This is a genomic window from Mesorhizobium sp. M0751 (assembly GCF_040320265.1).
In the GTDB taxonomy this organism is placed as follows: domain Bacteria; phylum Pseudomonadota; class Alphaproteobacteria; order Rhizobiales; family Rhizobiaceae; genus Mesorhizobium.
Window position 1 is genome coordinate 175,447 of the sequence record NZ_JAMYPH010000007.1, and the last position, 22,957, is coordinate 198,403.

Genomic DNA, 22,957 nt, shown 5'->3' on the forward strand with positions numbered 1-22,957 from the left:
TCACGCCATCGCGTGGCGATGATTGGCCGAATAGTGGCCGGTCAGATGATGCTCGAGCTGGCGTTCGATGTCGGTCAAAAGGCTCGATGCTCCGAAGCGGAACAGCTCCGGCTCCAGCCACGGCCGGCCCAGTTCTTCTTTCATCAGCACCAGCCAATCGAGCGAGGCTTTTGCCGTGGAAATGCCACCGGCCGGCTTGAAGCCGATGAGATAGCCGGTTTCCTCGAAATAGGCGCGGATGGCGCGCACCATGGCAAGGCCGACCGGCAGCGTCGCGTTGACGCTTTCCTTGCCGGTCGAGGTCTTGATGAAATCTGCACCCGCCATCATCGCCACCATCGAGGCGAGCATGACGTTGCGCAGCGTCGCGAGGTCGCCGGTGCCGAGGATCACCTTCAGATGCGCCTCGCCGCAAGCAGCGCGCATCGAGACAATCTCGTTATAGAGCTCCTGCCATTTCGCCCCGAATACCAGGCCGCGCGGGATGACGACGTCGATCTCGTCGGCGCCGTCGCGGACCGATGCTTCGATCTCCTGCAGACGTGTCGAAAGCGGGGCAAGGCCATGCGGGAAAGCCGTGGAAACGGCGGCGACATGGACGCCGCTGCCGCGCAGCGCCTCGACGGCAGTGGCGACGAAGGGATGATAGACACAGACCGCCGCCGGGCGGATCTTTTCACCGGTAATGCCGAGCCCCTCGGCAATGTCGCGGCGGAACGGGTTGACCGCCTTGGTACAGAGCCGGCGCACGCGCTCTTCCGTGTCGTTCGAGTTCAGCGTCGTCAGGTCCATGCAGGCGACGGCGCGCAGCAGCCAGGCGGCCTGGTTATCGGCCTTGATCGAGCGTCGTTTGGTCAGGCTGGCGACGCGGCGTTCCAGCGCCGAACGGTTGACGCTGCGCACCGATTCCATGAAGCCGAGATCGAGCCTCATGCCGGGATTGCGGGCAATGCCATGGACCTGCGGCACCGGCGCATTGGCGGCGGCGCGCGCCGGCAGCGGCGTGATCTTGGACGTGCCGAGATCGGTTTCGCGAATTGTGCTGCTCATCTCCTGCCCCTTGTTCAGCGACTTATGCCGAAGATAGACCGTGAAGCAGCACTTCACGAGTCCTTCAAGCGGTCATAGCGGAAAAAGGCAGTCAAGGCAGCCGATTTTTGACCGTATGATCAAAATCAGGGTCGCAAACCAGTGGACGCTGAATTGCCGCGGCTCTAGCCGACGAAGGCGCGCTCGACGACGAAGCTTGCCGGATGATGCAGCGAGCCTTCCTGGAAGCCGTGGCTTTCAGCCAGCTCCTTGACGTCCTTCAGCATATGCATCGAGCCGCAGATCATGATGCGGTCGCTCTCGGGATCGAGCTTGTCGATGCCGAGATCGGTGTAGAATTTGCCCGAGCCGATCAGCGCGGTGATGCGGCCCATGCGCTCGGAGGTCTCACGCGTCGTTGAATTGTAGAGCGTGACGCGGCCACCGGTCAGCTCGCCGATCAGCGGATCGTTCTCCAGCGCGGCAACCAACTCCTGGCCGTAGGTGAGCTCGGCATTGTCGCGGCAGGTATGGGTCAGGACCACCTGCTCGAACTTTTCATAGGTGTCGGGATCGCGCAGCAGGCTGGCGAAGGGCGCAATGCCGGTGCCGGTCGAGATCATGAACAGGCGCTTGGCCGGGGTCAGCGCGTCGACCACCAGCGTGCCGGTCGACTTCTGTCGCATGATCACGGTGTCGCCGATCTGGATCTTCTGCAGCTCCGAAGTGAGCGGGCCGTCCGGCACTTTGATCGAGAAGAATTCGAGTTCGTCGTCCCAGGCAGGACTGGCGATCGAATAGGCGCGGAACACCGGCTTCTCGGCATTTGGCAGGCCGATCATGACGAATTCGCCGGAACGGAAGCGCAGCGATTGCGGCCGGGTGATACGGAACGAAAACAGCCGGTCGGTATAATGCTTCACCGAGACGACGGTTTCGGCATAGACATTGGCCGGTATCGGGAACTGCAACGGCCGGGCGCCGGCGGTGTTGAACGCGGATGTGGTGTTCATCAAACCTAACCTTCCGGGCCAGCTCAGCGCCGGCGCCAAATCTTCACCTGCGCGCCCGAACCGGTCAGGTTCCAGCGTGCCGTTTGCACACTCCGAAGCGGTAAGCTCTTGTGTCCGGAATTTATTAGTATACAAACGATATTTGCGTCAAGACGCCGCCGTAAAACAGCTTTCCAAACTGAGCCATGTAAGCAGTTCGGGCATTTCGGGTTTCGACAATGGAACAGAATTTTTCGGCGCAAGCTCTGGATTCGGCGGGCAGTGTCGTCGCCGGCATCGATGTCGGCGGAACCTTTACCGACCTGCTTCTGATCGACGGCCGTGATGGTGGCGGGGTGCATATCGCCAAGACCCCGACCACGGCCGACAATCAGGCTTACGGCGTCGTTGCTGCGCTTGGTGCCACTGGCTTTCCGATCGACGGCATCGACCTTATCGTGCACGGTACAACCACCACAACCAACGCCGTCCTGGAGCGCCGGCTGGCAAAGACCGGCATGATCACCACGCGCGGCTTTCGCGACGTCATCGAGCTTGGCCGGCGGACACGGCCGCAACCCTATGGCATGACAGGCACCTTCGTGCCGATCATCCCGCGCAATCTGCGGCTCGAAGTGTCGGAGCGGGTCGAAGCCTCAGGCGCGGTGCGCGTCCCGCTCGACGAGGCCGAGATGCGGGCAGCGATTTCACAACTGATCGAAGCCGGCTGCGAATCCCTCGTCATCCATTTCCTGCATTCCTATGCCAATCCGGCGCACGAGCGGCGCGCCGCCGAGATCGCCGCCGAGCTTTGGCCGAACGGCTACATCACGACAGGCCACGCCCTGCTTTCGGAAGCGCGCGAATTCGAGCGCGGGGTGACCGCTTCGGTCAACGCCTCGGTGCAGCCGATCCTCGAACGCTATGTCGAAAGGCTGCGCAAGGAGCTGGCGTCAAAAGGCTACGCCCGCGACTTCCTGATCATGAACGGCAATGGCGGCATGATCTCGGCCCGCTTTGTCACACGTGAGTCGGCCAAGACCGTCATGTCGGGACCCGCCTCCGGCGTCATTGCCGCCGCCTACACCGGCAAGCGCGCCGGCTTCGAAAACCTGGTCACCTACGACATGGGCGGCACCTCGACCGATGTGGCGCTGATCCGCAACGCCGAGCCGGCGGTGTCGAACGAGATCGAGATCGAATATGCGATGCCGATCCATGTGCCGATGGTGGCGGTGCATACGGTCGGCGCCGGCGGCGGCTCGATCGCCCGCGTCGACGCGGCCGGCCTGATCCAGATCGGCCCGGAAAGCGCCGGCGCCAATCCCGGGCCAATCTGCTACGGACGCGGCGGCTTGGAGCCGACCATCACCGACGCCAATCTGGTGCTCGGCAGGCTAGCGCCGAAAAAGCTGCTGGCGGTGGAAAACCCGGTCACCGTCGAACGCGTCACAGGCATATTCGCGGACAGGATCGGCCGCGCCACCGGCCTGTCCGGCGTCGAGGCCGCGGGTGCGGTGCTGCGGCTCGGCAACGTGAAGATGGCCGGCGCCATCCGCATGGTTTCGGTATCACGCGGCCACGACCCGCGCGATTTCGCGCTGTTCGCCTTCGGCGGCGCCGGGCCGCTGCATGCGACGGCATTGGCGCGCGAGCTCGGCCTGCCGAAAGTGCTGGTGCCGGCGCGGCCGGGCATCACCAACGCGCTCGGCTGCGTCGTCGCCGATCTGCGCCATGATTTCGTTAATACGGTCAACCAGCCGGTGGCCGGTCTCGATGAAACCCAACTCCACGAGACATTGGAACGGCACCGAAACGAAGGCGAGGAGCTGATAGGCAAGGAAGCGGTGAAGCCGGAAATGATCCGCGTCACGCATTCCGCCGACATGCAGTTTGTCGGCCAGACGCATATCATCAACGTGCCGCTGCCGTCGTCTGCGGTGACGCGCCAGGTCCTGCAGCAACTGTTCGAGAAGGCCTATTTCGCCCGCTTCAAGGTCCAGCTGCCGGAGATCCGCGCCAATCTGGTCAACCTCAACACCTCGGTCACCGGCGTGCGGCCGGCGATCGATCTGTCCCGGCTGATCGACCCGGCTGGCCGCGCCAAGACGCTCGAAGAGGCGCGGCGCGAAATCCGGCCGGTCTGGTATGGCGGGCGCTGGTACGACACGCCGGTCTACAGTAGGGAAAAACTGCCGCTCGACGCGGTCATCATGGGGCCGGCGATCCTCGAACAGATGGACGCCACCACGGTGCTGGAGCCCGGCGACCGGGCGCGATCGGATGCCGACGGCAACATCATTATCGATATCGGTGAGGCCTGATATGGAAAAGCTCGACGCCATCACCCTTTCGGTCATCCAGGCGGCCCTGCAGCAGGTCTGCGACGAAATGGACCTGACGTTTTCGCGCGCCGCGTTCTCGCCTGTCATCGCCGAGGCCAATGATCGCTCCGACGGCATCTATTCGGCGATTGATGGTTCGCTGATCGCGCAAGGCAGCCAGGGCCTGCCCGTGTTCGTCGGCGTCATGCAGTATTCGACCAAAACCGTGATCGAGATGATTGCCGACGGCCGCTGCCTGCCGCCCGAGCCGGGCGATATCTACATCGTCAACGATCCCTATCTCGGCGGTACCCATCTCATGGATGTGCGCTTCGCCATGCCGGTCTATCGCGGCGGCAAAATATTCTGTTGGCTGTCGAACACCGGCCACTGGCCCGACATCGGCGGTTCGGTGCCGGGCGGCTTCTCCGCCTCGGCAACGGCGGTCGAGCAGGAAGGCTTGCGGCTGCCGCCGGTGAAACTGTTCAAGAAGGGCGTGCTCGATCGCGAAATCTACGCCGTCATCTGCTCGAACATCCGTGTCGCCGACCAGCGCATCGGCGACATCCGCGCGCAGGCGGCAGCACTGCTGATCGGCCAGGACCGGCTCAACGGCATTCTGGATCGCTACGGAGATGAAACGGTTGTCGATGCGATCGCCGAATTGCGGCGCCGCGCCGCTGAACAGATGCGCGCCAACATATCGGCCATTCCCGATGGCATTTACAGCTCCGAAGCCTTCGTCGATTCCGACGGGGTGGTGAACGAGCCGCTGACCATCGCGCTTGCTGTGGAGAAACAGGGCGACACGCTCAGCTTCGATTTCTCAGGCTCGTCAAAACCTTGCGCGGGGCCGATGAACAGCGTGCTGGCGACGACCTTGTCCTCGGTCTATCTCGCCATGCGCCACATTTTCCCGGACGTGCCGATCAGCGCCGGTGCCTTCGAGCCGCTGATCGTCAAGCGGCCGGAAGGCACCTTCCTCGACGCCAAATATCCGCGCCCTGTGTCGGGCTGCGCGGCTGAAGTCTCGCAGCGCATTGCCGAGGCGGTGTTCGCGGCGATGGTGCAGGCGTTGCCGGACAAGGTGACGGCGGCTCCGGCCGGCTCCAGCGGCAATTTCGCGCTCGGCGGCAACGATCCGGCCCGCGGCCGCGATTATGTCATGTACCAGATCTCGGGCGGCGGCTATGGCGGCAATGCCGGTCACGACGGCCTGACCAATGGCTGCTCGACCATCGGCATCTCCAAGTCGCCGCCGGTCGAAATCATGGAGCAGGCCTTCCCGGTGCTCTACCGCCACTACGCCCTGCGCGAAGGCTCGGGCGGCGCCGGCAAGCATCGCGGCGGTTTCGGGCTTGCCTATGAGGTCGAGATCCTGCGCGGCGACGCCCGCGCCTCCTTCGTCATGGACCATGGCCGCTTCGGCCCGCAAGGCGCGCTCGGCGGCAAGGACGGTGCGGTCAACACGGTGACCGTGTTCCGCGACGGCGAGGCGCATGTGCCTGCGCATCTCTCCAAAGAGCAGGACATCGCGCTCAAGGCAGGCGACCGCGTGCGCGTCGGAACGCCGGGCGGCGGCGGCTATGGCGACCCGTTGCAGCGCGATCCGGAACTGGTCGCTCGGGATGTCAGGCTGGGGTACTATACAGCCGAGCAAGCCAGGGACATGTTTGGTGAACGCACTTGATACAAAAGACAAATTCAAATGCCGTGTCTGCGGCCTCGATCAGTCTCCCGATATGCCGTGGGGCGAGAACGGCAGAGAGCCCAGTCACGACATATGTTCCTGCTGTGGAGTAGAGTTCGGCTACGAAGACGACGGCCTCGAAAACTGTTTGTCAGTTCGCCGGAATTGGGTGGAAGTTCGGCGTTGCGAGTGGTTCTCACCAAAAGACCGACCGGTCGACTGGAATATGCCGGCTCAGATCAGAGGCATTCCGCTGGCCTATAAGGGCGCAGAGGATGAGCAACTGATCCAGCTATGTTTGCAGACCGGAAAGCCGCCTCTACAAGGCTTGGCGGCGCTGAGCGCGGTGGAGAAGCCGGACCGGCAGTGAGGGTCTCACCGGGTGCCGGCATATCGCCCAGACCGCTGCGCACCCGCTATGCCCTGTGATCCAGCCTTGCGACCAGCCGGTCGCCGGCCCACTGGATGCCGCAGACCAGGACGATCAGCACGATGACCACGGCGATCATGACTGACGTCTCGAAGCGCTGGTAACCGTAGCGGATGGCGAGGTCGCCCAGCCCGCCGGCGCCGATGGCGCCGGCCATCGCCGAGGCGCCGATCAGCGTCACCAGCGTCACCGTGAAGCCGGCGACGATGCCGGGCAACGCTTCCGGCACCAGCACCTCACGGATGATCGTCCAGCGGTTGCCGCCCATGGCGCGTGCCGCTTCGACCAGCCCGTGGTCGACCTCGCGCAGCGACACTTCGGCGATCCGCGCATAGTAGGGCGTCGCCGCGATCGACAGCGGCACGATCGCAGCCCAGGTGCCGATCGAGGTGCCGACGATCAGCCGCGTCACCGGGATCAGCGCAACCAGCAGGATGATGAAGGGCACCGAGCGGAAGCCGTTGATGACGGCGCCGAGGACGCGATTCACCCACAGGTTTTCGGCGATGCCGCCGCGATCGGTGGCGACCAGCGCCAGGCCGAGCGGCAGCCCGAACACCAGCGAGATGAGGCCGGAGGCGGCCGTCATCAGGATCGTTTCCCAGATAGATCGAAGCAGGAGTTCAAATAGAACCGGCGACATGGCCAAGCACCTCCACCCGCGCGTTGCGGGCTTTCAAGAACGCGATCACCTGTGCCAGATGATCTTCATCGCTGCCCGCGACCGCGACGAACAGCGTCCCGACAGGCTGCTGCTGGACGTGATCGATGCCGCCATGCACGAGACGGAACGAGCCGGGAACTGCCGCGGCAAGATCGGACAAAAGCGGGCTTCGCGCTGCCTCACCCGCCACATCGATCCTGAGGATCGCCTCCACGCCGGCGTTCTGCGTTAGCCGGCTTGCAATCTCCGCCGGCAATTGTGGCCTGATGCCGCCGAGCAGGCTCTGCGTGGTCGCCGATTTGGGGTCGGCAAAAACGGACCACACCGGCCCTTGCTCGACGATCCGTCCGGCGTCTATCACCGCGACCCGGTCGGCGATCGAACGGATCACCTCCATCTCATGGGTGACGAGCAGGATGGTCAGGCCGAGCTGCCGGTTGATGTCTCTGAGCAAGGCGAGAATGGAGCGCGTCGTCTCCGGATCCAGCGCCGAGGTCGCTTCGTCCGACAGCAGCAGCGCCGGGCGCGCCGCAAGCGCCCGGGCAATGCCGACGCGCTGCTTCTGCCCGCCCGAAAGCGACGCCGGATAGGCTTTCGCCTTCTCCGACAGGCCGACGAGCTCCAGCAGCTCGGCAGCGCGCGCCAGGCGTTCGGCCCTGGGCCGGCCTTCGATCTTGAGCGGCAGCGCTACATTGTCTTCGACCGTCTTGGCGGACAGCAGGTTGAAATGCTGGAAGATCATGCCGATGCGCCGGCGCAGCGGCTGCAATTCGCGCTCGCCGAGCCGGCTGATGTCGCGGCCTTCGATGAAGACCTGTCCTGTATCCGGCCGCTCCAGGCCGTTCAGGCAGCGTATCAGCGTCGACTTGCCGGCGCCGCTGCGGCCGATGATGCCGAGGATCTCGCCCTGGCGCACGCTGAGCGATACGCCGTCCAGCGCCGCTGTTGCGCCAAAGCGGCGCTTCAGCTCGATGAGGCGTACGACATCGTCCGGTCCCGCGGAACGGTTGCCGACGGGATGCATGACTTCGGTGACCGAGGCGAAATGCTGGTTCATGAAAATTCCTGTTTTGGTGTCCCGCAAACGCGATCACGGTCCGCGTTGCAGCGCCGACCGCGTGATCATGCCGGGCTTCAGCGCCCAGTCGGGCTCGGCATCAATAGGCGCTGATGCCGGTTCCCTTGTAGACCCGGTCGAATTCGGCCTTCACCCTTTCGTTCTGATAGGAGGCGACCAATGTCTTTACCCAGGGCTGGTTTTCGTTGCCGGCCTTGACCGCGATGAAGTTGCGGTAGGGATTGTCGGCCACCGCCTCCTGGGCGATGCGGTTCTCCGGTGTGAGGCCGCTCTTAAGCGCCCAATCCGTGTTGACCACGGCCCCGTCGAGATCTTCCACCGAGCGCCCGACAATGCCGGCGTCAAGCTCCTTGACGACCAATTTCTTCGGGTTTTCGGCAATGTCGGTCGTCGTCGCCAGAATGCCGGTGCCTTCCCTGAGCTTGATTAGACCCTCGCTCTGCAGGACGCGCAGTGCGCGGCCCTCATTGGACGGGTCGTTCGGCACGCCAATGACCGCGCCTTCGGGCAGGTCGGCAATCTTCGTGTACTTCTTGGAATAAAGGCCGATCGGCCAGACCCCGGTATAGCCGACCGGGACGATGTGATAGCCCTGCGTCTTGATCTGGTTGTCGAGATAGGGCTTGTGCTGGAAGGCGTTGGCGTCGATTTCGCCACGCTCGAGTGCTTCATTCGGCTGGGTGTAGTCGTTGAACACCACGGTCTCGATCGTCAGCCCCCTCTCCGCCGCCTGGGCGGTGACGACGCGCCATACATCCTCGTCCTCGCCGCTCATGATGCCGACCTTGACCGCCGTCTTGTCTTCGGCGAACGACGGCGCAGCAAGGCCGACTATCGCAACCGCCGATGCGAAAAGTACAGCCAGACCGGCGCGCCGGTTTATACTTGCGGAGAGAAATGAGAGCAAAGTGTTGGTGTTCCCAGACATGATCTATCCCGTCGGTTCTGAAGTCGTTGCGGCCAGGCGGAGTGCCAAGCCTTGCCGGCATCATCGGGAATGCTGACCATCGGATCAAAGCACCGTATTTCCCGCCAAATGCAAAGCCGGGAATATTCTCTCAAAGTTTCTGGTCTGGCGAGCATAGGCCGCTGCGGCCGGGCGTGCTGGCTCGGTTATGAGGCCCGCCGTGTGTCGGAACGGCGGGCCTTTCTGCGGCTGAATTGCCCAGCACGGGCAGCAGTTTGGGATGTCGACAATGCCGGACGCGCCGCATGTCCCTTCAAAAAACGACGCGCATTGTTCACTGGATGACCTTCACGATCCTGCGTGTGCCCGGATCGACCAGGACGGTCTGGTTGTCGACGACGACGTAGCGGTATTTGACGTTGGGAACTTCATGAAGCTCGACGGTATCGGGCAGGGTCGAGCCGACATTGAGTTCCACGCCGGGAAGCTGGACGGACGCCAGGGGCTGCTTTTTCACATACTCGCGTACGATCGTCTCCTGCTGCGGTTCGATGATCACGTCCTGGGCGGCAGCGGCGCCAACACCCGCAAGCAGCAAGAACCCAGCCGCGGCTGCCGAAAGATGCATTCTCATGATCGTCTCCTTTCGTCGTGAGCCACCTCTGCGCTGCGCCGCGTCATGCTGTTCGCAGCGGGGTCGCTATAGGCCGGTAACGTCATCAGGTGGAGCTTGTTCCGCCACTCGGATCGCTTGCCGCTTCGCTCCATAAATTTGGAACAAAGTTTTTTAGCCGCAGTTTTACGCGGTGAAGGGACGCATTTTCCAAGGAGATCTCTCATGAAAGGCGTTCTGATCACCAGCATGCTAGCAATCAGCGTCAGCTGCGGGGCTGCACTTGCCCAGACGCAGCAGTCGACCGACGACCAGTCCGGCGCCAATTGCGCAGCCGGGACCGCCAATTGCCAGAACGGCGCCAAAATGGGCGAGCAGGCTCAAGGCAAGGCCGGCGCCACGACTGATCAACAAGCGCAGGGCAAACCGAAGCTGAAGACCGGCGAGCAAGCCCAAGGCAAGGCTGGCGCCACGACTGAACAGCAGGCCACGGGCAACACCAAAATGAAGACCGACGAGCAAGCCCAAGGCAAGGCCGGCGCCACGACTGACCAGCAGGCCACGGGCAACACCAAGATGAAGACCGACGAGCAAGCCCAAGGCAAGGCCGGAACCACCACTACCGAGCAGGCCCAAGGCAACACGAAAATGAAGACCGAGGAGCAGGCTCAGGGCAAGACTGGGACCACGACCACCGAGCAGACTCAGGGCAATGCCTCGACGCAGACGCAAGACCAGAGTTCGACCGCTTCCATCAGCAATGTGACCGTTGAACAGAAAACCCAGATCACGCAGGTCATCAAGGAAACGAACGTCCAACCCGTTTCCAGCGTCGATTTCGACATCTCCGTCGGTGTCGAGGTTCCGCGAAAGAAGGTCCGGCTGCATCGCCTGCCGGCGCGCATCGTCAAGATCGTTCCGGCCTACGAAGGCTATGAGTATTTCGTGCTCGCCGACGGCCGGATCGTCATCGTCGACCCGAATACCTACAAGATCGTGGTTATCCTGACCTAGTTGTGGCCAAAAGGTCTACAGTGGGTTGATTGCACCAAAAGCCCGCCGCGCAGCTCGGGCGGCGGGCTTTTCCTTAACCCGGCTCCGCGTCTGGCAAATCGCAAATCACGGTCCGTCCTGAGGGCGAGCAGTGAGCATGATCCGATCGACGGTATCGGGCAGGCACGGAGTGGACGAGCAGCTTGTTCGGACTGACGCGGTGGTCATGGCATCGATATCCGTAACCAGCACCATTCGAGCGTAGTGCCGCGGCCACAGCGGTTCTCCAAACAGGACGAAGACGCCGCCAATCATCAAGGCCAGCAACATAAGTGCCGTCACATTTGCAAATATCTCGCCGTAGCGCATGGAGGCAGCCTGTCCCGTTCGGAAAGCGATTTCAGCCTGTGATAGCGCCAACCAGGACGGCGCCGAAAGCCGGCGCTACTATCCTTGAGGCCTCGCGAATGCCGCCTTCCATTGGATATTCCGCGGAATAAGGGTGAATAACGGCACTCCCGGTGCTTTGTTCCCCGCCCGACGACAGCCGCTTCATTCATGCCGGGGCGTTTCCGTCGGCGAAAAACTGCAGGCGGTCTTCGCCCTCATTGATGCGCGGCAGCGAGATCCTTCACGTGACGTTCGTGCATTTGCAGCACCGGCAGCGTCTTCTTGGCAAACTCCTTCATCGCCGGATCGTCGCCGGAATTTGCGTAGGCGGAAAACAGCGCCACCGCTTCCTTATGTGCCTGGGTCTGCATGTCGATATATTTCGATTGGAAGCTGTCCCCGCTGGTCTCCTTGAGTTGGTCGAGCAGCGCCTGGTGCTTGGTGTCCAGCGACGGGCCGGCTGGCGCGGTGGCCGAAGTCGTCTGACCCCTGCTGAGCGCCGCCTTGAAGTCCTCGCCGGCCTTGGTGTGGTCCGTGACCATTTGCGCCGCGAAGGCCTTTACGTCGTCGGCCGTCGCCTGCGTCTGCGCAAGCCGGCTCGTTTCGATTTCGAATGTGTTGGCGATGGGCACGGTCTTGACGAACGTCGCGGTATCAACCTTGGTCATGGTTTCGGTCGTTAGAGGCGTCAGCGTCGCCGATTGGGCAAAAGCAGCCAAAGGCGCGCCGGCCATCAGGGCTGCCGCAGTGATGGATAGAAGTGGTTTCATTGGGGGTTCTCCGAGACTGACGTCGTCCCTCCGATGGCTCAACGCGGAAGCTGCGGCGAGGTTGCCTGGTCGTTGCGGCCACAGCCGCCGCGACGCCAAACAGTGGTTTGGAATAGATGCAAAAAGACAACCGGCCGGGTCCTGGAAAGTGCATCGCAACCCGCCAGACCGTACGGAATCGTACAAGCTCTTTCGCTTTGCCGCAGTCTTGCTATCGTTGGCCGGGAGAGATGGGTGGAGGCTTCCGTGGGGCAGATCAAGTCGCCGCTAGGAATCGGTATTGATACCGACGCTGCCGTTCATGCCGTCATGGCCGACTACCATTCGGGCGATATTCTCTCGACCACCGTCGTCATAGCCGATTTGCGCAGACGCTTTCCCTGCTTCCGGCAAACCGACGAGGAGCTGGTTGGCTTCATCGTTCGGGCGCTGGACGGTCGGGATATCGCGGTCAGCTTCGACCACCGCGGCGGTTAGAGCGGTTCATCGTTTCACGGAAACGCTGAAACGCTCTATGGCTTTGTTTTGACGCAATTCCGGACGGAAAACCGTTTCACTCTTTTCCTGGAATTGCTCTAGGCGGCTGATTTTGCGGTAAACTGACGAGGCCGCGGAGCCTATGCTCCACGGCCTCGTGAGGCTGTGATCACCGGGCGCTTACTTGCCGCAGTGGTTGTCGTTCACCGTCGGCGCCATCGTGCCCGGAGCCTTGCCGGTCGCATCGGGCATAGCCCCCTGCGGGCCCGGCGGGCAATTCCGGTCGGCATTCGAATTCGTCGTTGAGAAATCGCGAATGCTGTTGGTGATGGTCGAATCCGTGCCGGTGTCAGGGCCGCCATTGTCCGGGACTACGACCGTCCGCCCGCTCCCGTCGGCAGCGGCTCCGGAGGGGTCGCCGACGTTCTGGGCCATCGCTGACGTGGCCAGACCGATCGTAAGCGCCGAAGCTGCGAGAATTTTCGTGAGCATGATGCTTCTCCATTTTACGAGGGTCGTCGCGTTGCGACTACGAAAACAACCATTCGCGCGGGCGAAGGTTCCGACAAATTCCCCATGAATTCAGCATGTTCTCAGGTGTTCAAGGTGGCCGCCATGCCCTTCTCCGCGGGCACGCTTCTGTGGCCTTTTCTAACGGCACAGCCCCGCATTTTGGTCACCGCATGAGCGTACGCCTCACCGTCCCGCCGGAACAGGAATGCTCCTCGCGAGTTCATACCTTTGTACGTTCATACCTTTGTACAATGCGACGCGCTGATGCGAATGGCGGCAGCGCAAACAAGGAGAGCAGACATCATGGGCCTTGGAACCATTCTCATCATTATCTTGGTCCTTGCCTTGCTTGGCGGCTTCAGCGGCTTGGGCGGCGGACCGTTCTATGGCACCGGCTATTACGGTGGTGGCGGCCTCGGCCTGGTGCTGCTTATCGTCATTATCCTGGTCCTGCTTGGGCGCATTTGATGCATGTCGCGCAAAAGCATGCCCTCGGGCTTGACCCGAGGGTGTGCGGCGGTTTTGTGATAGCGACGTGCATAAAAAAGCACATCGCATGAGGCCAGTCGAACGCGACGGGCCTTAGTGTCACGCTCGCGACAAAAACGCCTGCCGCTTGGCAACAAGCGCCGGGCGTTTTGTCGTGAAAAGACAAGATTTCCACGATCCTTGGCCAACCGGGACCTTGGCTAAAAAGGGTGACCCGGTGCCGAACCTTCGGCACCGAGGACTCCACCATAGCAGCAGCTTAGTGTTGGCGATCGGCGGCCAGCGCTTCTTTCAGATCGGCACTGAGCACACCCTCGTTGAACAGCGACATGATACGTGCGGCCAACCGCTCGCGGACAGGACTGTCATCCGCAACACCCAACTCGCGGCAGCAGTCGTCGAGCGCTTTTTTCAGCACGGTCAGTTCGGCTGGAGTTGCTGCACCTTGCATCGACATGCCATCCTCCCTTGAAAAAGGGCGAAAGCGCGAAAGCGTCTTTCAAGCGTCCACTCGCCATGTCTTGTGGACGACTCCAATTCAATTAGCGCCGCTCTCGTCCAAACTCAATGTACGGAAATTACCAAGCAGACAGTTTGGGAACGACTGCCTTGCATCTGCATTGTTGCTGCGATCCAACCCACCCCTCATTTGGATCACTGGGCGTAGCCCACGACGCCCGAATGGAGCCCGTTGCATCCCTCGCGACGGGCTCTTTCGCGCCCGATGGTCTCAATTGTCGTTTTCGTACCAAACCGTCTTTGGTACGTTTCCAACTCTAACTTTCAGTCGGATGTTTTCGTAGGCAAGCGGCAGGAGAAACTGCCGTGCATCGATTCATTTTTTTATTTAGTAGGCTCCATACCTTCGAGTGCTTATATAAGCGTTATCGTCCGCAGGTTATACCGGGCGCGGACGGCTGGGAGATAAAAAAGCTCTTGCCCTGTTTTGGGCCCAGCTATGTCTGATCCAGCAATTTCCGATAGAACTCTATACAGAAACAAGCTGTTGCGCCGGATGAGCGCCGACGATTTCGCATCTCTCGAGCCGCACATCGAGCGCTGTTCGCTGGAGTTACGGCAATCGCTCGAAGTGTCCGGATCGCCGATCGAGGCCATTTATTTCCTCGAGGACGGCATCGGTTCGGTGGTTGCGAAAATGCCGAACGGCAGCGATGCGGAAGTTGGCCTTGTCGGCTTGGAAGGTATGACCGGCTCGGCCCTGATAATGGGCGACGACCGTACGGTCCATGATTGTTATGTGCAGCTGGCCGGAGAAGCCGCCAGGATCGACGCCGAGCCGTTCAAGGCGGCGCTGACGCAAAGCCCGACGCTGCGGCTCTTCTTGCTGCGCTACGTGCAATATCTGCATGTCCAGACTGGCTACACCGCGCTGGTCAACGCGCGATCGAAACTTGAAGACCGGCTGGCGCGCTGGCTGCTCATGTGTGACGATCGGGTGGACGGCGGCCGGCTGACGATCACTCACGAATTCCTGTCGATCATGCTTGGCGTAAGGCGCCCGGGCGTTACGGTCGCGCTCCAGCTGCTTGAGGGGCGAGGGCTCATCCGGTCCCGCCGCGGCGAAATTATCATCCGCGATCGCGATGGTCTCGTCGCACTGGCCGATGGCGGCTACGGCCTGGCCGAGGCCGAGTATACCCGCCTGGTCGAGCATATCGGCGAGCGCTGACGGCGCTTTCCTCGCCGCTTGCTGCGGCAGGTCGAGGCCCGTTGCGGCACTACACAGCGGGTCCGAAAAAATTTTCAAAGCTCCCGGACCGTCAGGGAACTTGTTTCCCGTCGGTGGGTTATCGGACGCCTCCACTTTGCGAGGCGGCACCAACCATTCGGGAGAGGATCATGGCGACCACGAAAAAGGCCGCGAAGGCGGCAAGCAAGGGCCTTGAGGATCTGTTCCTCGACGGGCTCAAAGACCTCTACTACGCCGAGAAGAAGATACTGAAAACGCTGCCCAAAATGGCCAAGGGCGCGGAGTCGGAAGAAGTGACCGCCGCCTTTGAGAAACACCGCATGGAAACCGAAGGACATGTCGACCGCCTCGAGGAGGTGTTCGAGAAATTCGGCAAGCCGGCCCGCGGCAAGACCTGTCCGGCGATCGACGGCATCATCGAAGAGGGCTCGGAAGTGCTCGAGGAGTATAACGGTGCTCCCGCGCTCGACGCCGGGCTTGTCGGTGCAGCGCAAGCTGTCGAGCATTACGAGATCGCTCGCTACGGCACTTTGATCGCGTGGGCGGAAGAACTCGGCAAGAGCGACGTTGTCGAGCTGCTCAGGGCAACCCTCAAGGAAGAGGTCGCGACCGACGAAGCGCTTTCCAAGCTCGGCGAAAGCGGTGTCAACGAACGCGCAATGCAAGAAGCCGCTTGATCTACCAGATCGCCTCCGAGCCTCGGCAATGGATTTCCGAGGCTCGGCTAGTGCGGCGAACCAGCGAATTCTGCATTGGTTCCGTCGTCGTCGGCAGGACGGGGCAGCAAGAGCTTGAAGCGGAGCCTCGGACGGACTTACTCGATCTGCTCGAACGTACATTGCCGGGGTTCCTTGTCCGGCCGCCAGCGCAACAGCTTGGTTCCGTGCCGGAACCGGTCGCCTGTCACATGGTCGAAACGAACCTCGACCACCAGTTCGGGTTTTACGGGCTCCCATTGCCCGCTGCGCTCCGTGCTCCAGCGGCTTGGTCCGCCCGGCGCCTTGCCGGTGAAACCCGGTTTGGCCCGCAGTTTTTCCAGCCGCCTGGTCAGCGCCGCCCGGTCGTCCTTGCCGATGGTCGAGGTGAAGCCGACATGGTCCAGCCTGCCTTCATTGTTGTAGAGCCCGAGCAGCAGGGATCCGACTTCGTTGCTGCCGGCGAGATAGCGAAAGCCGCCGACCACGCAATCCGCAGTGCGTAGCCGCTTGACCTTGACCATGGCGCGCTCGCCGGGCCGGTATGGCTCGGCGATCAGTTTTGCAACGACACCGTCGGTCGAGCCGTGGCCGGCGCCCTGCAGCCAGCGCTCGGCGGTGGCGGCGTCGTGCGTATATCTGGACAGGTGCAGTTCGGGCCGTGCCGCCGAAGCCACAAAGGCCTCAATCGCCTGCCTCCTGGTGGTGAGAGGCTTTTCGATGATGATCCTGCCGCCGGGTTGGGCCAGCATGTCGAACAGGACCAGCATGGCAGGCGTCTCCAGGCTCAACTTGCGGATCCTGCTTTCGGCTGGATGAAGGCGCATTTGCAGGGCCTCGAACGAGGACGATCCGTCGACCTCGATGACAATCTCGCCGTCGGCAACAAACCGTCGCGAGCTCACATCGCGCAGCACCGCGACCAGTTCGGGAAAATAGCGGCCAAGCGGCTTGCCCGATTTTGCGCGCAGATCGACGGCATCGTCGCCCTTGAACGCGAGGCAGCGAAACCCGTCCCATTTCGGTTCGTACTGCCAAAGGCCGTCGCCGCCAGGAATTGCATCGGCGGCTTTGGCTTCCATCGGACGAAGGTCGAGCGGCAACGGAAATGCGGTCATGGCTGGTCCGCGCTCCGCTGAGGCATTCGCTATCGCCGTCGGCCATTCCCCTGTGCCCCGCTTTGCCGCCTCGGCCCCTTGCGGCCGGTTTGGTCGGGTGAAGGCGACCGCGGATAGACCTCGCCGAACCCACCGATCTCCTTGGTGATGCGATAGGCCAGATAAGCGACGGCTCCGGCAAGCAGCAAGCGGACCATGACTGCAAATCCTTCGTTGGCGTGAACCCACCAACCCACAGGCCGAACGTTTTGTTCCGCCGCTGCCCATCGCGGAGGCGAATCGTCGGCGGCGCAACCAAAATCCAGGCGCATCGTTTGTTGCTTATCGACGAAAAGAATTTGCGATGAAGACGCTCTTGCCCTTGTTCGCTTTGACCATGGCGCTATTCCTGGCCAGCCGCGCTTGGCCTGACGGGTGACCGCGATGGTCCTCGTTGTTCCGGTTTGGCAGGACATCGCGGCACGACTGCTTCTGACCGCGCTCGCCGGCCTGTTGATAGGCCTCAACCGGGAGGCGCGCGGGCACGCGGCGGGGCTACGCACCACCGTGCTGGTCGGGTTGGCCGCCGCCATCGCAATGATCCAGGCCAGCATTCTGCTGGGGACCGTAGGCAAGCATCCGGATTCGTTTGCATCGATGGACGTCTTGCGCTTTCCGCTGGGCGTGCTGACCGGCGTCGGCTTTATCGGCGGTGGCGCCATTCTTCGCCGCGGCAATCTTGTCAGCGGCGTCACCACGGCGGCGACGTTGTGGGTGATGACGGCAATCGGATTGGCTTTCGGTGGTGGCCAATACGGCTTGGGCGCGGCCGGCACGGCGCTGACGCTGGCCACCTTGCTGGTCCTGAAATGGGTGGACCTTCGAATGTCGCGCGAACACCACGCCCAGTTGGCGGTGACGTGGAAGGCCGCAGCCCGACAGGAACTCGATACGATGATCGGGCCGCTTGGCTACCGGGCACGCCTCGTCGCGATAGAGAGGCGCCCGGATATCAAGGACCCCGTATTCTCGTTCGAGATCAGTTGGAGGCGGCCAGACACTGGCGCACCTCCAACGGATCTGCTGGAATCGGTGGGCGAGCATTGCGAGATCCAGAAGTTTGATCTCCTCAGCGAACCTGCCCGCTAGAGCGATTCATCGTTTCACGGAAACGCCGAACCGCTCTGTCTCTTTGTTTTGACGCAATTCCGGACGGAAAACCGTTTCACACTTTTCCTGGAATTGCTCTAGCGGCTCGCAACGATCGCGGCCTGAATTCAGGCCATCGCTTCTTCGCGGCGCTTTCGATACCTATCTGTCGAGGCAGGACTCAAGGAGCAAGCAAAAGAGCGTGGCACAGCGATCGGGAAGTGCTGATCTTCCACTTCACGGCGGGCGCGTACCGAAATGGCTCGGCGACCGCATGACGCGGCTTGGCGCGGTCATGTGCGAGGCGATCATCCACCATTACGGCCGCGATGAATTGCTGCGCCGGCTGGCGCATCCGTTCTGGTTCCAGTCCTTTGGCGCCGTGATGGGGATGGACTGGCACTCTTCCGGCATCACCACCAGCGTCGTCGGAGCGTTGAAGCGCGGCCTGTCGCCGCTTTCCGGCGAGCTCGGCATCCACGTTTGCGGCGGCCGCGGCGCGCATTCGCGCAAGACCCCGCATGAGCTTGCCCTGATCGGCGAGCGTGTCGGCCTCGACGGGCAAGGCCTCGCGACTGCCAGCCGGCTTGTCGCCAAGGTGGACAGCGCCGCGGTCCAGGACGGTTTCGATCTCTATCTGCACGGCTTTATCGTCACCGACGACGGCAAGTGGGTGGTGGTGCAGCAAGGCATGAACGGCGACAGCAAGGTGGCGCGCCGCTATCACTGGCTGTCCGAGGGCCTGAAGAGCTTTGTCGACCAGCCGCATGCTGCCATCGAGGGCGCCAACCAGGGCGAGATCGTCAACCTGACCGACCGCCGCGCCGAAGCGTCGCGCCAGGGACAACTGGAGCTTCTGCACGACCTTGGACCGGATCGCATCGTGAGGGAGCTTGCCGCTTTGGAGCGGGGTTCGGCGCCAGCGCCGGAGCCGGCACAAAAGCTGCTGCCGCATCTGGTGATGCCGGCGCACCACGATGTACGCGAAAGCGATGTCGTCATGCGCCGCCTGCACGGCAACATCGCGGCGGCGGCCGAGCGCGGCCCGACAGATTTCGCCGGGCTTCTCCTGGTGCCCAATGTCGGCGCACGCACGGTGCGGGCGCTGGCGCTGGTCGCCGAAGTCGTGCATGGCGCGCCGTGCCGGTTTTCCGATCCAGGGCGTTTCTCGCTGGCGCATGGCGGCAAGGACAGGCACCCGTTCCCCGTGCCGCTGAAGGTCTATGACGAGACCATCGGCGTACTGAAGTCGGCTGTCCAGAAGGCCAGGCTCGGCCGTGAGGAAGAGATCGGTGCGTTGCGGCGGCTGGACGACCAGTCGCGGCAGGTCGAGCGCTATGTCACCGGCCCAAGCCTGAAGGAAATCGTCGCCGGGGAGTTCGAGCAATCGCATCTGCTCGGCGGCCGCAGCGTCTTCGGTTGGGAAGGCGCACCCGAGACAGGCGCAGTCAAATCAACGAAGTGATCGGCTCAGGCCTCCAAATCAATCAAGGCGACGCCGAGTTCGGGACGGTGCCTGCGGCGCAGATGGCCAGGCGTCTCCACCAATGTGACCTCGAGCGTCGGCTGCACGATGCCGTCCAGCAGATGACCGCCCCTGGTGCTGCCGTCACTCAATCCAAGGACAGCGTGGATATGCAGGCTGGGCCTGCCGTCGTCGCCGATGGCAACATCGCCGATCGCGCTCAGCACTTCGCACTGTTCCCGGATGGGGATTTTCCGGTAGGCCTTTTCTCCAGGGTCGAACCAGCCGACGGTTGCCCTTTCGAAAGCGCCGAGCGCGGTCAGCGACGCACTGCCGACGCCATGGTCGACCGCAAATGACGTCAGCTGCGCAAACGCCTCTTCGCAGGGATCAAGCACAACGACGAACGTTCTCTGTCCGGCGCTTTCGGCAACAAGCTGTGATTTCATGATTTCGCTCCAGCCGTCAGGAATTCAAATCCACCACACCAGCCATGCCAGCAAGACGAGACCCACCAGGCCGGCGATGAAAATGATCCGGCGCGCCCGCGTCCGCAGGATGATCTCGCCCTGCCGCGCCTGCTCCGCCGAAAAGACGGGACCATGCTTGTCCCGGTCGTCGCTCACCATCGTTTCCTTCCGGGCTATTATTCGGCATTGAATGAATCTGGCGCCCGATAGGACACAATCTCGTTTGGCGGAGGAGGTTCCACGGCTGGGCACCGTCTGCATCTATTCCTTCGGCGCGGTGGCGGGCGCGGTATAGCGGCGGCGCACCGCGTCGAGGACGTGGTTGCGGCTCTCCTGCGCCGAAAGTGTGCCGTCTTTCTCCGCTTCGGCGGTTTCGCGCGCCAGTTCCTTGTCCCTGATCTGGTGGCGAAACCATTCGGAATAGTCGCCGGCGCGCAGATGGTGTTCCCAGGTCCTGTCGTCGATGCCCTCGGCGATCTGGGCGAAAATCATTAGATTGTGGGCGCGGAGGTTCATCGCATTGTCTGGGCCGCGGAAATAGAAGCTGCCCTTCTCGTCGAGCTGACCCTCGGCATATTTGCGGCTGTGGCGCTTGAGCGACTGCCGCGGTTCGATCGGCTCGACCATGCAAGGTTTCTTGCGCGCCTGCGGCCGCCAGAACAGCACGCGCTCGTCTTTTGGAGAGTTCAGGTCCTTGTCCTTTGGCGGTTCGGTGCCGGTCTCGCGACAGAACGTCTTGATGACCTTTTTCGCCTTGGGGCCGAGTGCGATGACGGCGGTGACCAGCCGTAATGCTTCGGTTGAGATCGCATCCGGATGAACCGTGATCAGGATCGTGCCTGGCAATTCCATGGCCAGCACCATTGGTGTGTCGTCGCGCCGCTTTGGCAGGAGGTGATGCGCCTCGTCGATGATCAGCCAGTGTGGTCGTGCCGTGCGGAAGCGAACACCGCCAAGGCCCGGCAGCAGGTCGGCAAAGAAGTCCGGCCGCTCGTTGACGCGCAGCGCCAGGCCGTTGACGACAAGATTGTTGTCCGGCTTCTCCAGGAGATCGAGCAGTTGCGTCTTCGTCGGCGCGTTGGAGCCGTCGCCAAGCCGGACGGCACCTTCGAGGCCGTCATAGTCGCCTTCCGGATCGAAGATGCAGAACTGGAACTTTCTCTCGACGAAGCGCTCCGTCAGTGCGGTCGCCAGGGTCGATTTGCCGATGCCGGAGCTGCCGGCGATCAGCACGGTGTCGGTTGGCGACAGATACACGTCCTTGCCGTCCTCCGAGCCAAGCGCAATGCCGTCGCGGCTCGGCACAAGCTCGCGATCGCGCTCGACCACCTTGGCGATCAGTTCCTCGACGCCTTTTCCGCGCGCGCCGCGTGTCACGAGATCCGCCGTATCCTTGACTGCCGGCAGTGCGTTGTCGACGGCGACGCTGAAGCCGCAGGCGCGCAGGAAGGCGTGGTCGTTTTCGGCGTCGCCGACACCGACGACGTTGTGCGGCGACAATCTGAGGTCCTGAAGCGCGGCTGTCAGCCCCGTCGCCTTGTTGACGCCGCTGGGCAGGATCATCACCGCGCCCTTGTTGAAGATGATTTCCAGCTCCAGCCCCAATTTCTTGATGACCTCGAGCGCGGTAGCCTGATGCGGTTCCCAGGTTGCGACGATCGAGCGTCCGACCGAAAGCGGTTTGACACCGCGTTTCCTGAGTTTGGCGATGAACTCGGGGGCGGGCGGCGGAGATATCGTCCGCTCCTCCTCGCTGGCCGGCGTGTAGATCAGCGCCCCGTTTTCCGCGACCACCTTGTCGAAGATCGCGACTTCGGGAAAGACGCGTTTGAGGTCGGGCAGCTCGCGCCCGGTGACGAGAATGAGTTTGCGGCCGCTCTTCTTGAAGCGTTCAAGCGCCGCAAGCGTCTTCTCGGCAACGACCCCTTCATGCGCCAGCGTGCCGTCGTAGTCAGTGGCCAGGGCAATGAAATACATGCCGTCAGTAGCCGCCCACGATCGGCAATATCTCGCCGGTGATGTAGCTCGAGCAGTGCGGCGAGGCGAGGAACACGTAGGCCGGCGCGATCTCTTCCGGCTGCGCCGGCCGCTTCATCGGCGTATCAGCGCCAAATTTCGAAACATCGCCGGCTTCCTTGTCCGAGGGGTTGAGCGGCGTCCAAACCGGGCCTGGCGCCACGGCGTTGACCCTTATGCCCTTCTCGACAAGATTGCCCGAGAGCGCGCGGGTGAAGGCATGAATGCCGCCCTTGGTCATGGAGTAATCGACCAGTTGCTTCGAGCCCTCGATGCCGGTCACTGAACCGGTGTTGATGATCGCCGAACCGGGTTTCATGTGCGGCACGGCCTCCTGCGCCATGTGGAAATAGCCGTAGAGGTTGGTCTTCAGCGTCGTGTCGAAATGCTCCTCGGTCAGCTCGCTGAAATCGCTGGAATGAATCTGGAAAGCGGCGTTGTTGACCAGCACGTCGATCCGCCCAAACTCCTGCACGATCTCAGCCACCGCGTTGTGGCAGTGGTCGCGTTCGCTGACGTCGGCCTTGATCAGGATGCAGCGCCGGCCTTCGGCTTCGACGGCCCTTTTGGTCTCTTCGGCGTCCTTGTCCTCCGAGAGGTAGACGATCGCCACATCGGCGCCTTCACGCGCATAGAGCACGGCAACCGCACGGCCGATGCCTGAATCGCCGCCGGTAATGACGGCCACTTTGCCATCGAGCTTTTTCGATCCGATATAGTACGGCGCATCGTAAAGCGGCGCCGGCTCGATCGCCCATTCATGCCCCGGCTTCGGCTGGTGCTGCTCGGGGAAGGGCGGCTCGGGATATTTGCGGGCACCGGCCTGCATGGCACCTTTTTGCTTGCCATTGGACTTGGACTTGTCCCTCTCGTCGATGCGGCGCTGGATGTGCCGCTGCTTGGCGGCCTCGCCGGCGATTTCCGATTTCATCTGCATGGTCATCTCCCTGGCTTGAAACCCAACAACGCGTGTCCGGCGAAAAGGTTTATGCGAC

At 62.4% G+C, this 22,957-nt stretch carries 25 protein-coding genes; 10 read left to right on the forward strand and 15 right to left on the reverse strand.

Annotated elements, in window-relative coordinates; genetic code table 11:
• Both deoC and NKI19_RS14075 read right to left on the reverse strand, forming a co-directional pair.
• Entirely contained in the window at positions 1-1,050 is a 1,050-nt protein-coding gene (deoC, locus tag NKI19_RS14070; protein ID WP_352492115.1) for a deoxyribose-phosphate aldolase, read from the reverse strand.
• 164 nt (positions 1,051-1,214) lie between these two features.
• A complete protein-coding gene (locus NKI19_RS14075) occupies positions 1,215-2,042 on the reverse strand; it encodes a ferredoxin--NADP reductase (RefSeq protein WP_352492116.1) in 828 nt (275 codons plus the stop codon).
• A 218-nt stretch (positions 2,043-2,260) separates the two neighbouring features.
• Between NKI19_RS14075 and NKI19_RS14080 the strand changes: the two genes are divergently transcribed.
• From NKI19_RS14080 to NKI19_RS14090, 3 genes are read left to right on the forward strand one after another with little or no spacing between them, the layout of a single operon-like run.
• Positions 2,261-4,345 carry a hydantoinase/oxoprolinase family protein gene (locus NKI19_RS14080; protein WP_352565465.1) on the forward strand — a complete coding sequence of 695 codons (2,085 nt, stop codon included), beginning with the start codon at positions 2,261-2,263 and terminating at the stop codon, positions 4,343-4,345.
• A 1-nt stretch (position 4,346) separates the two neighbouring features.
• The gene (locus NKI19_RS14085) at positions 4,347-6,035 is read left to right on the forward strand and encodes a hydantoinase B/oxoprolinase family protein (protein ID WP_352492118.1); all 1,689 of its coding nucleotides are present in this window, start codon (positions 4,347-4,349) and stop codon (positions 6,033-6,035) included.
• Positions 6,022-6,405 carry a hypothetical protein gene (locus NKI19_RS14090; protein WP_352492119.1) on the forward strand — a complete coding sequence of 128 codons (384 nt, stop codon included), beginning with the start codon at positions 6,022-6,024 and terminating at the stop codon, positions 6,403-6,405. Before NKI19_RS14085 ends, NKI19_RS14090 begins: the two co-directional genes overlap by 14 nt.
• 46 nt (positions 6,406-6,451) lie before the next feature.
• On the opposite strand, the gene NKI19_RS14095 is transcribed toward NKI19_RS14090, so the two are convergent.
• The 4 genes from NKI19_RS14095 to NKI19_RS14110 all read right to left on the reverse strand — a co-directional run bounded on the left by NKI19_RS14095 (position 6,452) and on the right by NKI19_RS14110 (position 9,748).
• Positions 6,452-7,108: a methionine ABC transporter permease gene (locus NKI19_RS14095; RefSeq protein ID WP_352492120.1), complete on the reverse strand. Its 657-nt coding sequence runs from the start codon at positions 7,106-7,108 to the stop codon at positions 6,452-6,454.
• Positions 7,089-8,153, reverse strand: coding sequence for a methionine ABC transporter ATP-binding protein (locus NKI19_RS14100; protein WP_352492199.1), 1,065 nt, complete (start codon positions 8,151-8,153; stop codon positions 7,089-7,091). Before NKI19_RS14100 ends, NKI19_RS14095 begins: the two co-directional genes overlap by 20 nt.
• A 133-nt stretch (positions 8,154-8,286) precedes the next feature.
• Positions 8,287-9,135 carry a MetQ/NlpA family lipoprotein gene (locus NKI19_RS14105; protein ID WP_352492121.1) on the reverse strand — a complete coding sequence of 283 codons (849 nt, stop codon included), beginning with the start codon at positions 9,133-9,135 and terminating at the stop codon, positions 8,287-8,289.
• 313 nt (positions 9,136-9,448) lie between these two features.
• Positions 9,449-9,748: a DUF1236 domain-containing protein gene (locus tag NKI19_RS14110; protein ID WP_352492122.1), complete on the reverse strand. Its 300-nt coding sequence runs from the start codon at positions 9,746-9,748 to the stop codon at positions 9,449-9,451.
• A 204-nt stretch (positions 9,749-9,952) separates the two neighbouring features.
• Here NKI19_RS14110 and NKI19_RS14115 point away from each other — a divergent pair, with 204 nt between their 5' ends.
• Positions 9,953-10,741, forward strand: coding sequence for a DUF1236 domain-containing protein (locus NKI19_RS14115; RefSeq protein WP_352492200.1), 789 nt, complete (start codon positions 9,953-9,955; stop codon positions 10,739-10,741).
• Between the two features lie 105 nt (positions 10,742-10,846).
• Here the strand turns inward: NKI19_RS14115 and NKI19_RS14120 are convergent, their stop codons facing one another.
• Complete coding sequence (locus NKI19_RS14120; RefSeq protein WP_352492123.1) at positions 10,847-11,089, reverse strand: polymerase; 243 nt, start codon at positions 11,087-11,089, stop codon at positions 10,847-10,849.
• A 236-nt stretch (positions 11,090-11,325) separates the two neighbouring features.
• Complete coding sequence (locus NKI19_RS14125) at positions 11,326-11,880, reverse strand: DUF4142 domain-containing protein (RefSeq protein ID WP_352492124.1); 555 nt, start codon at positions 11,878-11,880, stop codon at positions 11,326-11,328.
• A 246-nt stretch (positions 11,881-12,126) separates the two neighbouring features.
• Between NKI19_RS14125 and NKI19_RS14130 the strand changes: the two genes are divergently transcribed.
• Positions 12,127-12,357, forward strand: a complete 231-nt coding sequence (locus NKI19_RS14130) for a hypothetical protein (protein WP_352492125.1) — start codon at positions 12,127-12,129, stop codon at positions 12,355-12,357.
• 180 nt (positions 12,358-12,537) lie between these two features.
• Here NKI19_RS14130 and NKI19_RS14135 read toward each other — a convergent pair whose 3' ends face one another.
• Positions 12,538-12,849, reverse strand: coding sequence for a hypothetical protein (locus tag NKI19_RS14135; protein ID WP_352457800.1), 312 nt, complete (start codon positions 12,847-12,849; stop codon positions 12,538-12,540).
• Positions 12,850-13,173: 324 nt separating this feature from the next.
• Between NKI19_RS14135 and NKI19_RS14140 the strand changes: the two genes are divergently transcribed.
• Complete coding sequence (locus tag NKI19_RS14140) at positions 13,174-13,338, forward strand: DUF3309 family protein (RefSeq protein ID WP_023677107.1); 165 nt, start codon at positions 13,174-13,176, stop codon at positions 13,336-13,338.
• A 280-nt stretch (positions 13,339-13,618) separates the two neighbouring features.
• Here NKI19_RS14140 and NKI19_RS14145 read toward each other — a convergent pair whose 3' ends face one another.
• Positions 13,619-13,816 (reverse strand): hypothetical protein, encoded by a 198-nt coding sequence (locus NKI19_RS14145; protein ID WP_352492126.1) that lies wholly within the window; start codon positions 13,814-13,816, stop codon positions 13,619-13,621.
• 558 nt (positions 13,817-14,374) lie between these two features.
• Between NKI19_RS14145 and NKI19_RS14150 the strand changes: the two genes are divergently transcribed.
• Together NKI19_RS14150 and NKI19_RS14155 are read left to right on the forward strand one after the other, a co-directional pair.
• Entirely contained in the window at positions 14,375-15,049 is a 675-nt protein-coding gene (locus tag NKI19_RS14150) for a Crp/Fnr family transcriptional regulator (protein WP_352492201.1), read from the forward strand.
• Positions 15,050-15,219: 170 nt separating this feature from the next.
• Complete coding sequence (locus tag NKI19_RS14155) at positions 15,220-15,747, forward strand: YciE/YciF ferroxidase family protein (RefSeq protein ID WP_292655403.1); 528 nt, start codon at positions 15,220-15,222, stop codon at positions 15,745-15,747.
• A gap of 137 nt (positions 15,748-15,884) precedes the next feature.
• Here NKI19_RS14155 and NKI19_RS14160 read toward each other — a convergent pair whose 3' ends face one another.
• Positions 15,885-16,883, reverse strand: a complete 999-nt coding sequence (locus NKI19_RS14160; RefSeq protein ID WP_352492128.1) for an ATP-dependent DNA ligase — start codon at positions 16,881-16,883, stop codon at positions 15,885-15,887.
• Positions 16,884-17,306: 423 nt separating this feature from the next.
• Here NKI19_RS14160 and NKI19_RS14165 point away from each other — a divergent pair, with 423 nt between their 5' ends.
• Positions 17,307-18,011 carry an MgtC/SapB family protein gene (locus NKI19_RS14165; protein ID WP_352492130.1) on the forward strand — a complete coding sequence of 235 codons (705 nt, stop codon included), beginning with the start codon at positions 17,307-17,309 and terminating at the stop codon, positions 18,009-18,011.
• A gap of 202 nt (positions 18,012-18,213) precedes the next feature.
• Entirely contained in the window at positions 18,214-19,476 is a 1,263-nt protein-coding gene (locus NKI19_RS14170) for a DUF763 domain-containing protein (RefSeq protein WP_352492131.1), read from the forward strand.
• A 5-nt stretch (positions 19,477-19,481) separates the two neighbouring features.
• On the opposite strand, the gene NKI19_RS14175 is transcribed toward NKI19_RS14170, so the two are convergent.
• The 4 genes from NKI19_RS14175 to NKI19_RS14190 form a co-directional block, all read right to left on the reverse strand.
• Entirely contained in the window at positions 19,482-19,925 is a 444-nt protein-coding gene (locus NKI19_RS14175; RefSeq protein ID WP_352492132.1) for a PPC domain-containing DNA-binding protein, read from the reverse strand.
• Positions 19,926-19,949: 24 nt separating this feature from the next.
• A complete protein-coding gene (locus NKI19_RS14180; protein WP_352492133.1) occupies positions 19,950-20,105 on the reverse strand; it encodes a peptide ABC transporter permease in 156 nt (51 codons plus the stop codon).
• A gap of 102 nt (positions 20,106-20,207) precedes the next feature.
• Positions 20,208-21,923 (reverse strand): HAD family hydrolase, encoded by a 1,716-nt coding sequence (locus tag NKI19_RS14185; RefSeq protein WP_352566959.1) that lies wholly within the window; start codon positions 21,921-21,923, stop codon positions 20,208-20,210.
• A 4-nt stretch (positions 21,924-21,927) separates the two neighbouring features.
• A complete protein-coding gene (locus NKI19_RS14190) occupies positions 21,928-22,899 on the reverse strand; it encodes an SDR family oxidoreductase (RefSeq protein WP_352492135.1) in 972 nt (323 codons plus the stop codon).
• Positions 22,900-22,957 lie beyond the last annotated feature (58 nt).

Excerpts from the sequence above, each read along its gene's own strand:
- NKI19_RS14160 (WP_352492128.1), bottom strand. The coding sequence starts at position 16,883 with ATGACCGCATTTCCGTTGCCGCTCGACCTTCGTCCGATGGAAGCCAAA.
- NKI19_RS14095 (WP_352492120.1), bottom strand. The coding sequence starts at position 7,108 with ATGTCGCCGGTTCTATTTGAACTCCTGCTTCGATCTATCTGGGAAACG.
- NKI19_RS14080 (WP_352565465.1), top strand. The coding sequence starts at position 2,261 with ATGGAACAGAATTTTTCGGCGCAAGCTCTGGATTCGGCGGGCAGTGTC.
- NKI19_RS14085 (WP_352492118.1), top strand. The coding sequence starts at position 4,347 with ATGGAAAAGCTCGACGCCATCACCCTTTCGGTCATCCAGGCGGCCCTG.
- NKI19_RS14175 (WP_352492132.1), bottom strand. The coding sequence starts at position 19,925 with ATGAAATCACAGCTTGTTGCCGAAAGCGCCGGACAGAGAACGTTCGTC.
- NKI19_RS14100 (WP_352492199.1), bottom strand. The coding sequence starts at position 8,153 with ATGCATCCCGTCGGCAACCGTTCCGCGGGACCGGACGATGTCGTACGC.
- NKI19_RS14140 (WP_023677107.1), top strand. The coding sequence starts at position 13,174 with ATGGGCCTTGGAACCATTCTCATCATTATCTTGGTCCTTGCCTTGCTT.
- NKI19_RS14155 (WP_292655403.1), top strand. The coding sequence starts at position 15,220 with ATGGCGACCACGAAAAAGGCCGCGAAGGCGGCAAGCAAGGGCCTTGAG.
- NKI19_RS14145 (WP_352492126.1), bottom strand. The coding sequence starts at position 13,816 with ATGTCGATGCAAGGTGCAGCAACTCCAGCCGAACTGACCGTGCTGAAA.
- NKI19_RS14180 (WP_352492133.1), bottom strand. The coding sequence starts at position 20,105 with ATGGTGAGCGACGACCGGGACAAGCATGGTCCCGTCTTTTCGGCGGAG.
- NKI19_RS14135 (WP_352457800.1), bottom strand. The coding sequence starts at position 12,849 with ATGCTCACGAAAATTCTCGCAGCTTCGGCGCTTACGATCGGTCTGGCC.
- NKI19_RS14105 (WP_352492121.1), bottom strand. The coding sequence starts at position 9,135 with ATGTCTGGGAACACCAACACTTTGCTCTCATTTCTCTCCGCAAGTATA.
- NKI19_RS14075 (WP_352492116.1), bottom strand. The coding sequence starts at position 2,042 with ATGAACACCACATCCGCGTTCAACACCGCCGGCGCCCGGCCGTTGCAG.
- NKI19_RS14190 (WP_352492135.1), bottom strand. The coding sequence starts at position 22,899 with ATGCAGATGAAATCGGAAATCGCCGGCGAGGCCGCCAAGCAGCGGCAC.
- NKI19_RS14115 (WP_352492200.1), top strand. The coding sequence starts at position 9,953 with ATGAAAGGCGTTCTGATCACCAGCATGCTAGCAATCAGCGTCAGCTGC.
- NKI19_RS14185 (WP_352566959.1), bottom strand. The coding sequence starts at position 21,923 with ATGTATTTCATTGCCCTGGCCACTGACTACGACGGCACGCTGGCGCAT.
- NKI19_RS14165 (WP_352492130.1), top strand. The coding sequence starts at position 17,307 with ATGGTCCTCGTTGTTCCGGTTTGGCAGGACATCGCGGCACGACTGCTT.
- NKI19_RS14150 (WP_352492201.1), top strand. The coding sequence starts at position 14,375 with ATGAGCGCCGACGATTTCGCATCTCTCGAGCCGCACATCGAGCGCTGT.
- NKI19_RS14125 (WP_352492124.1), bottom strand. The coding sequence starts at position 11,880 with ATGAAACCACTTCTATCCATCACTGCGGCAGCCCTGATGGCCGGCGCG.
- deoC (WP_352492115.1), bottom strand. The coding sequence starts at position 1,050 with ATGAGCAGCACAATTCGCGAAACCGATCTCGGCACGTCCAAGATCACG.
- NKI19_RS14120 (WP_352492123.1), bottom strand. The coding sequence starts at position 11,089 with ATGCGCTACGGCGAGATATTTGCAAATGTGACGGCACTTATGTTGCTG.
- NKI19_RS14110 (WP_352492122.1), bottom strand. The coding sequence starts at position 9,748 with ATGAGAATGCATCTTTCGGCAGCCGCGGCTGGGTTCTTGCTGCTTGCG.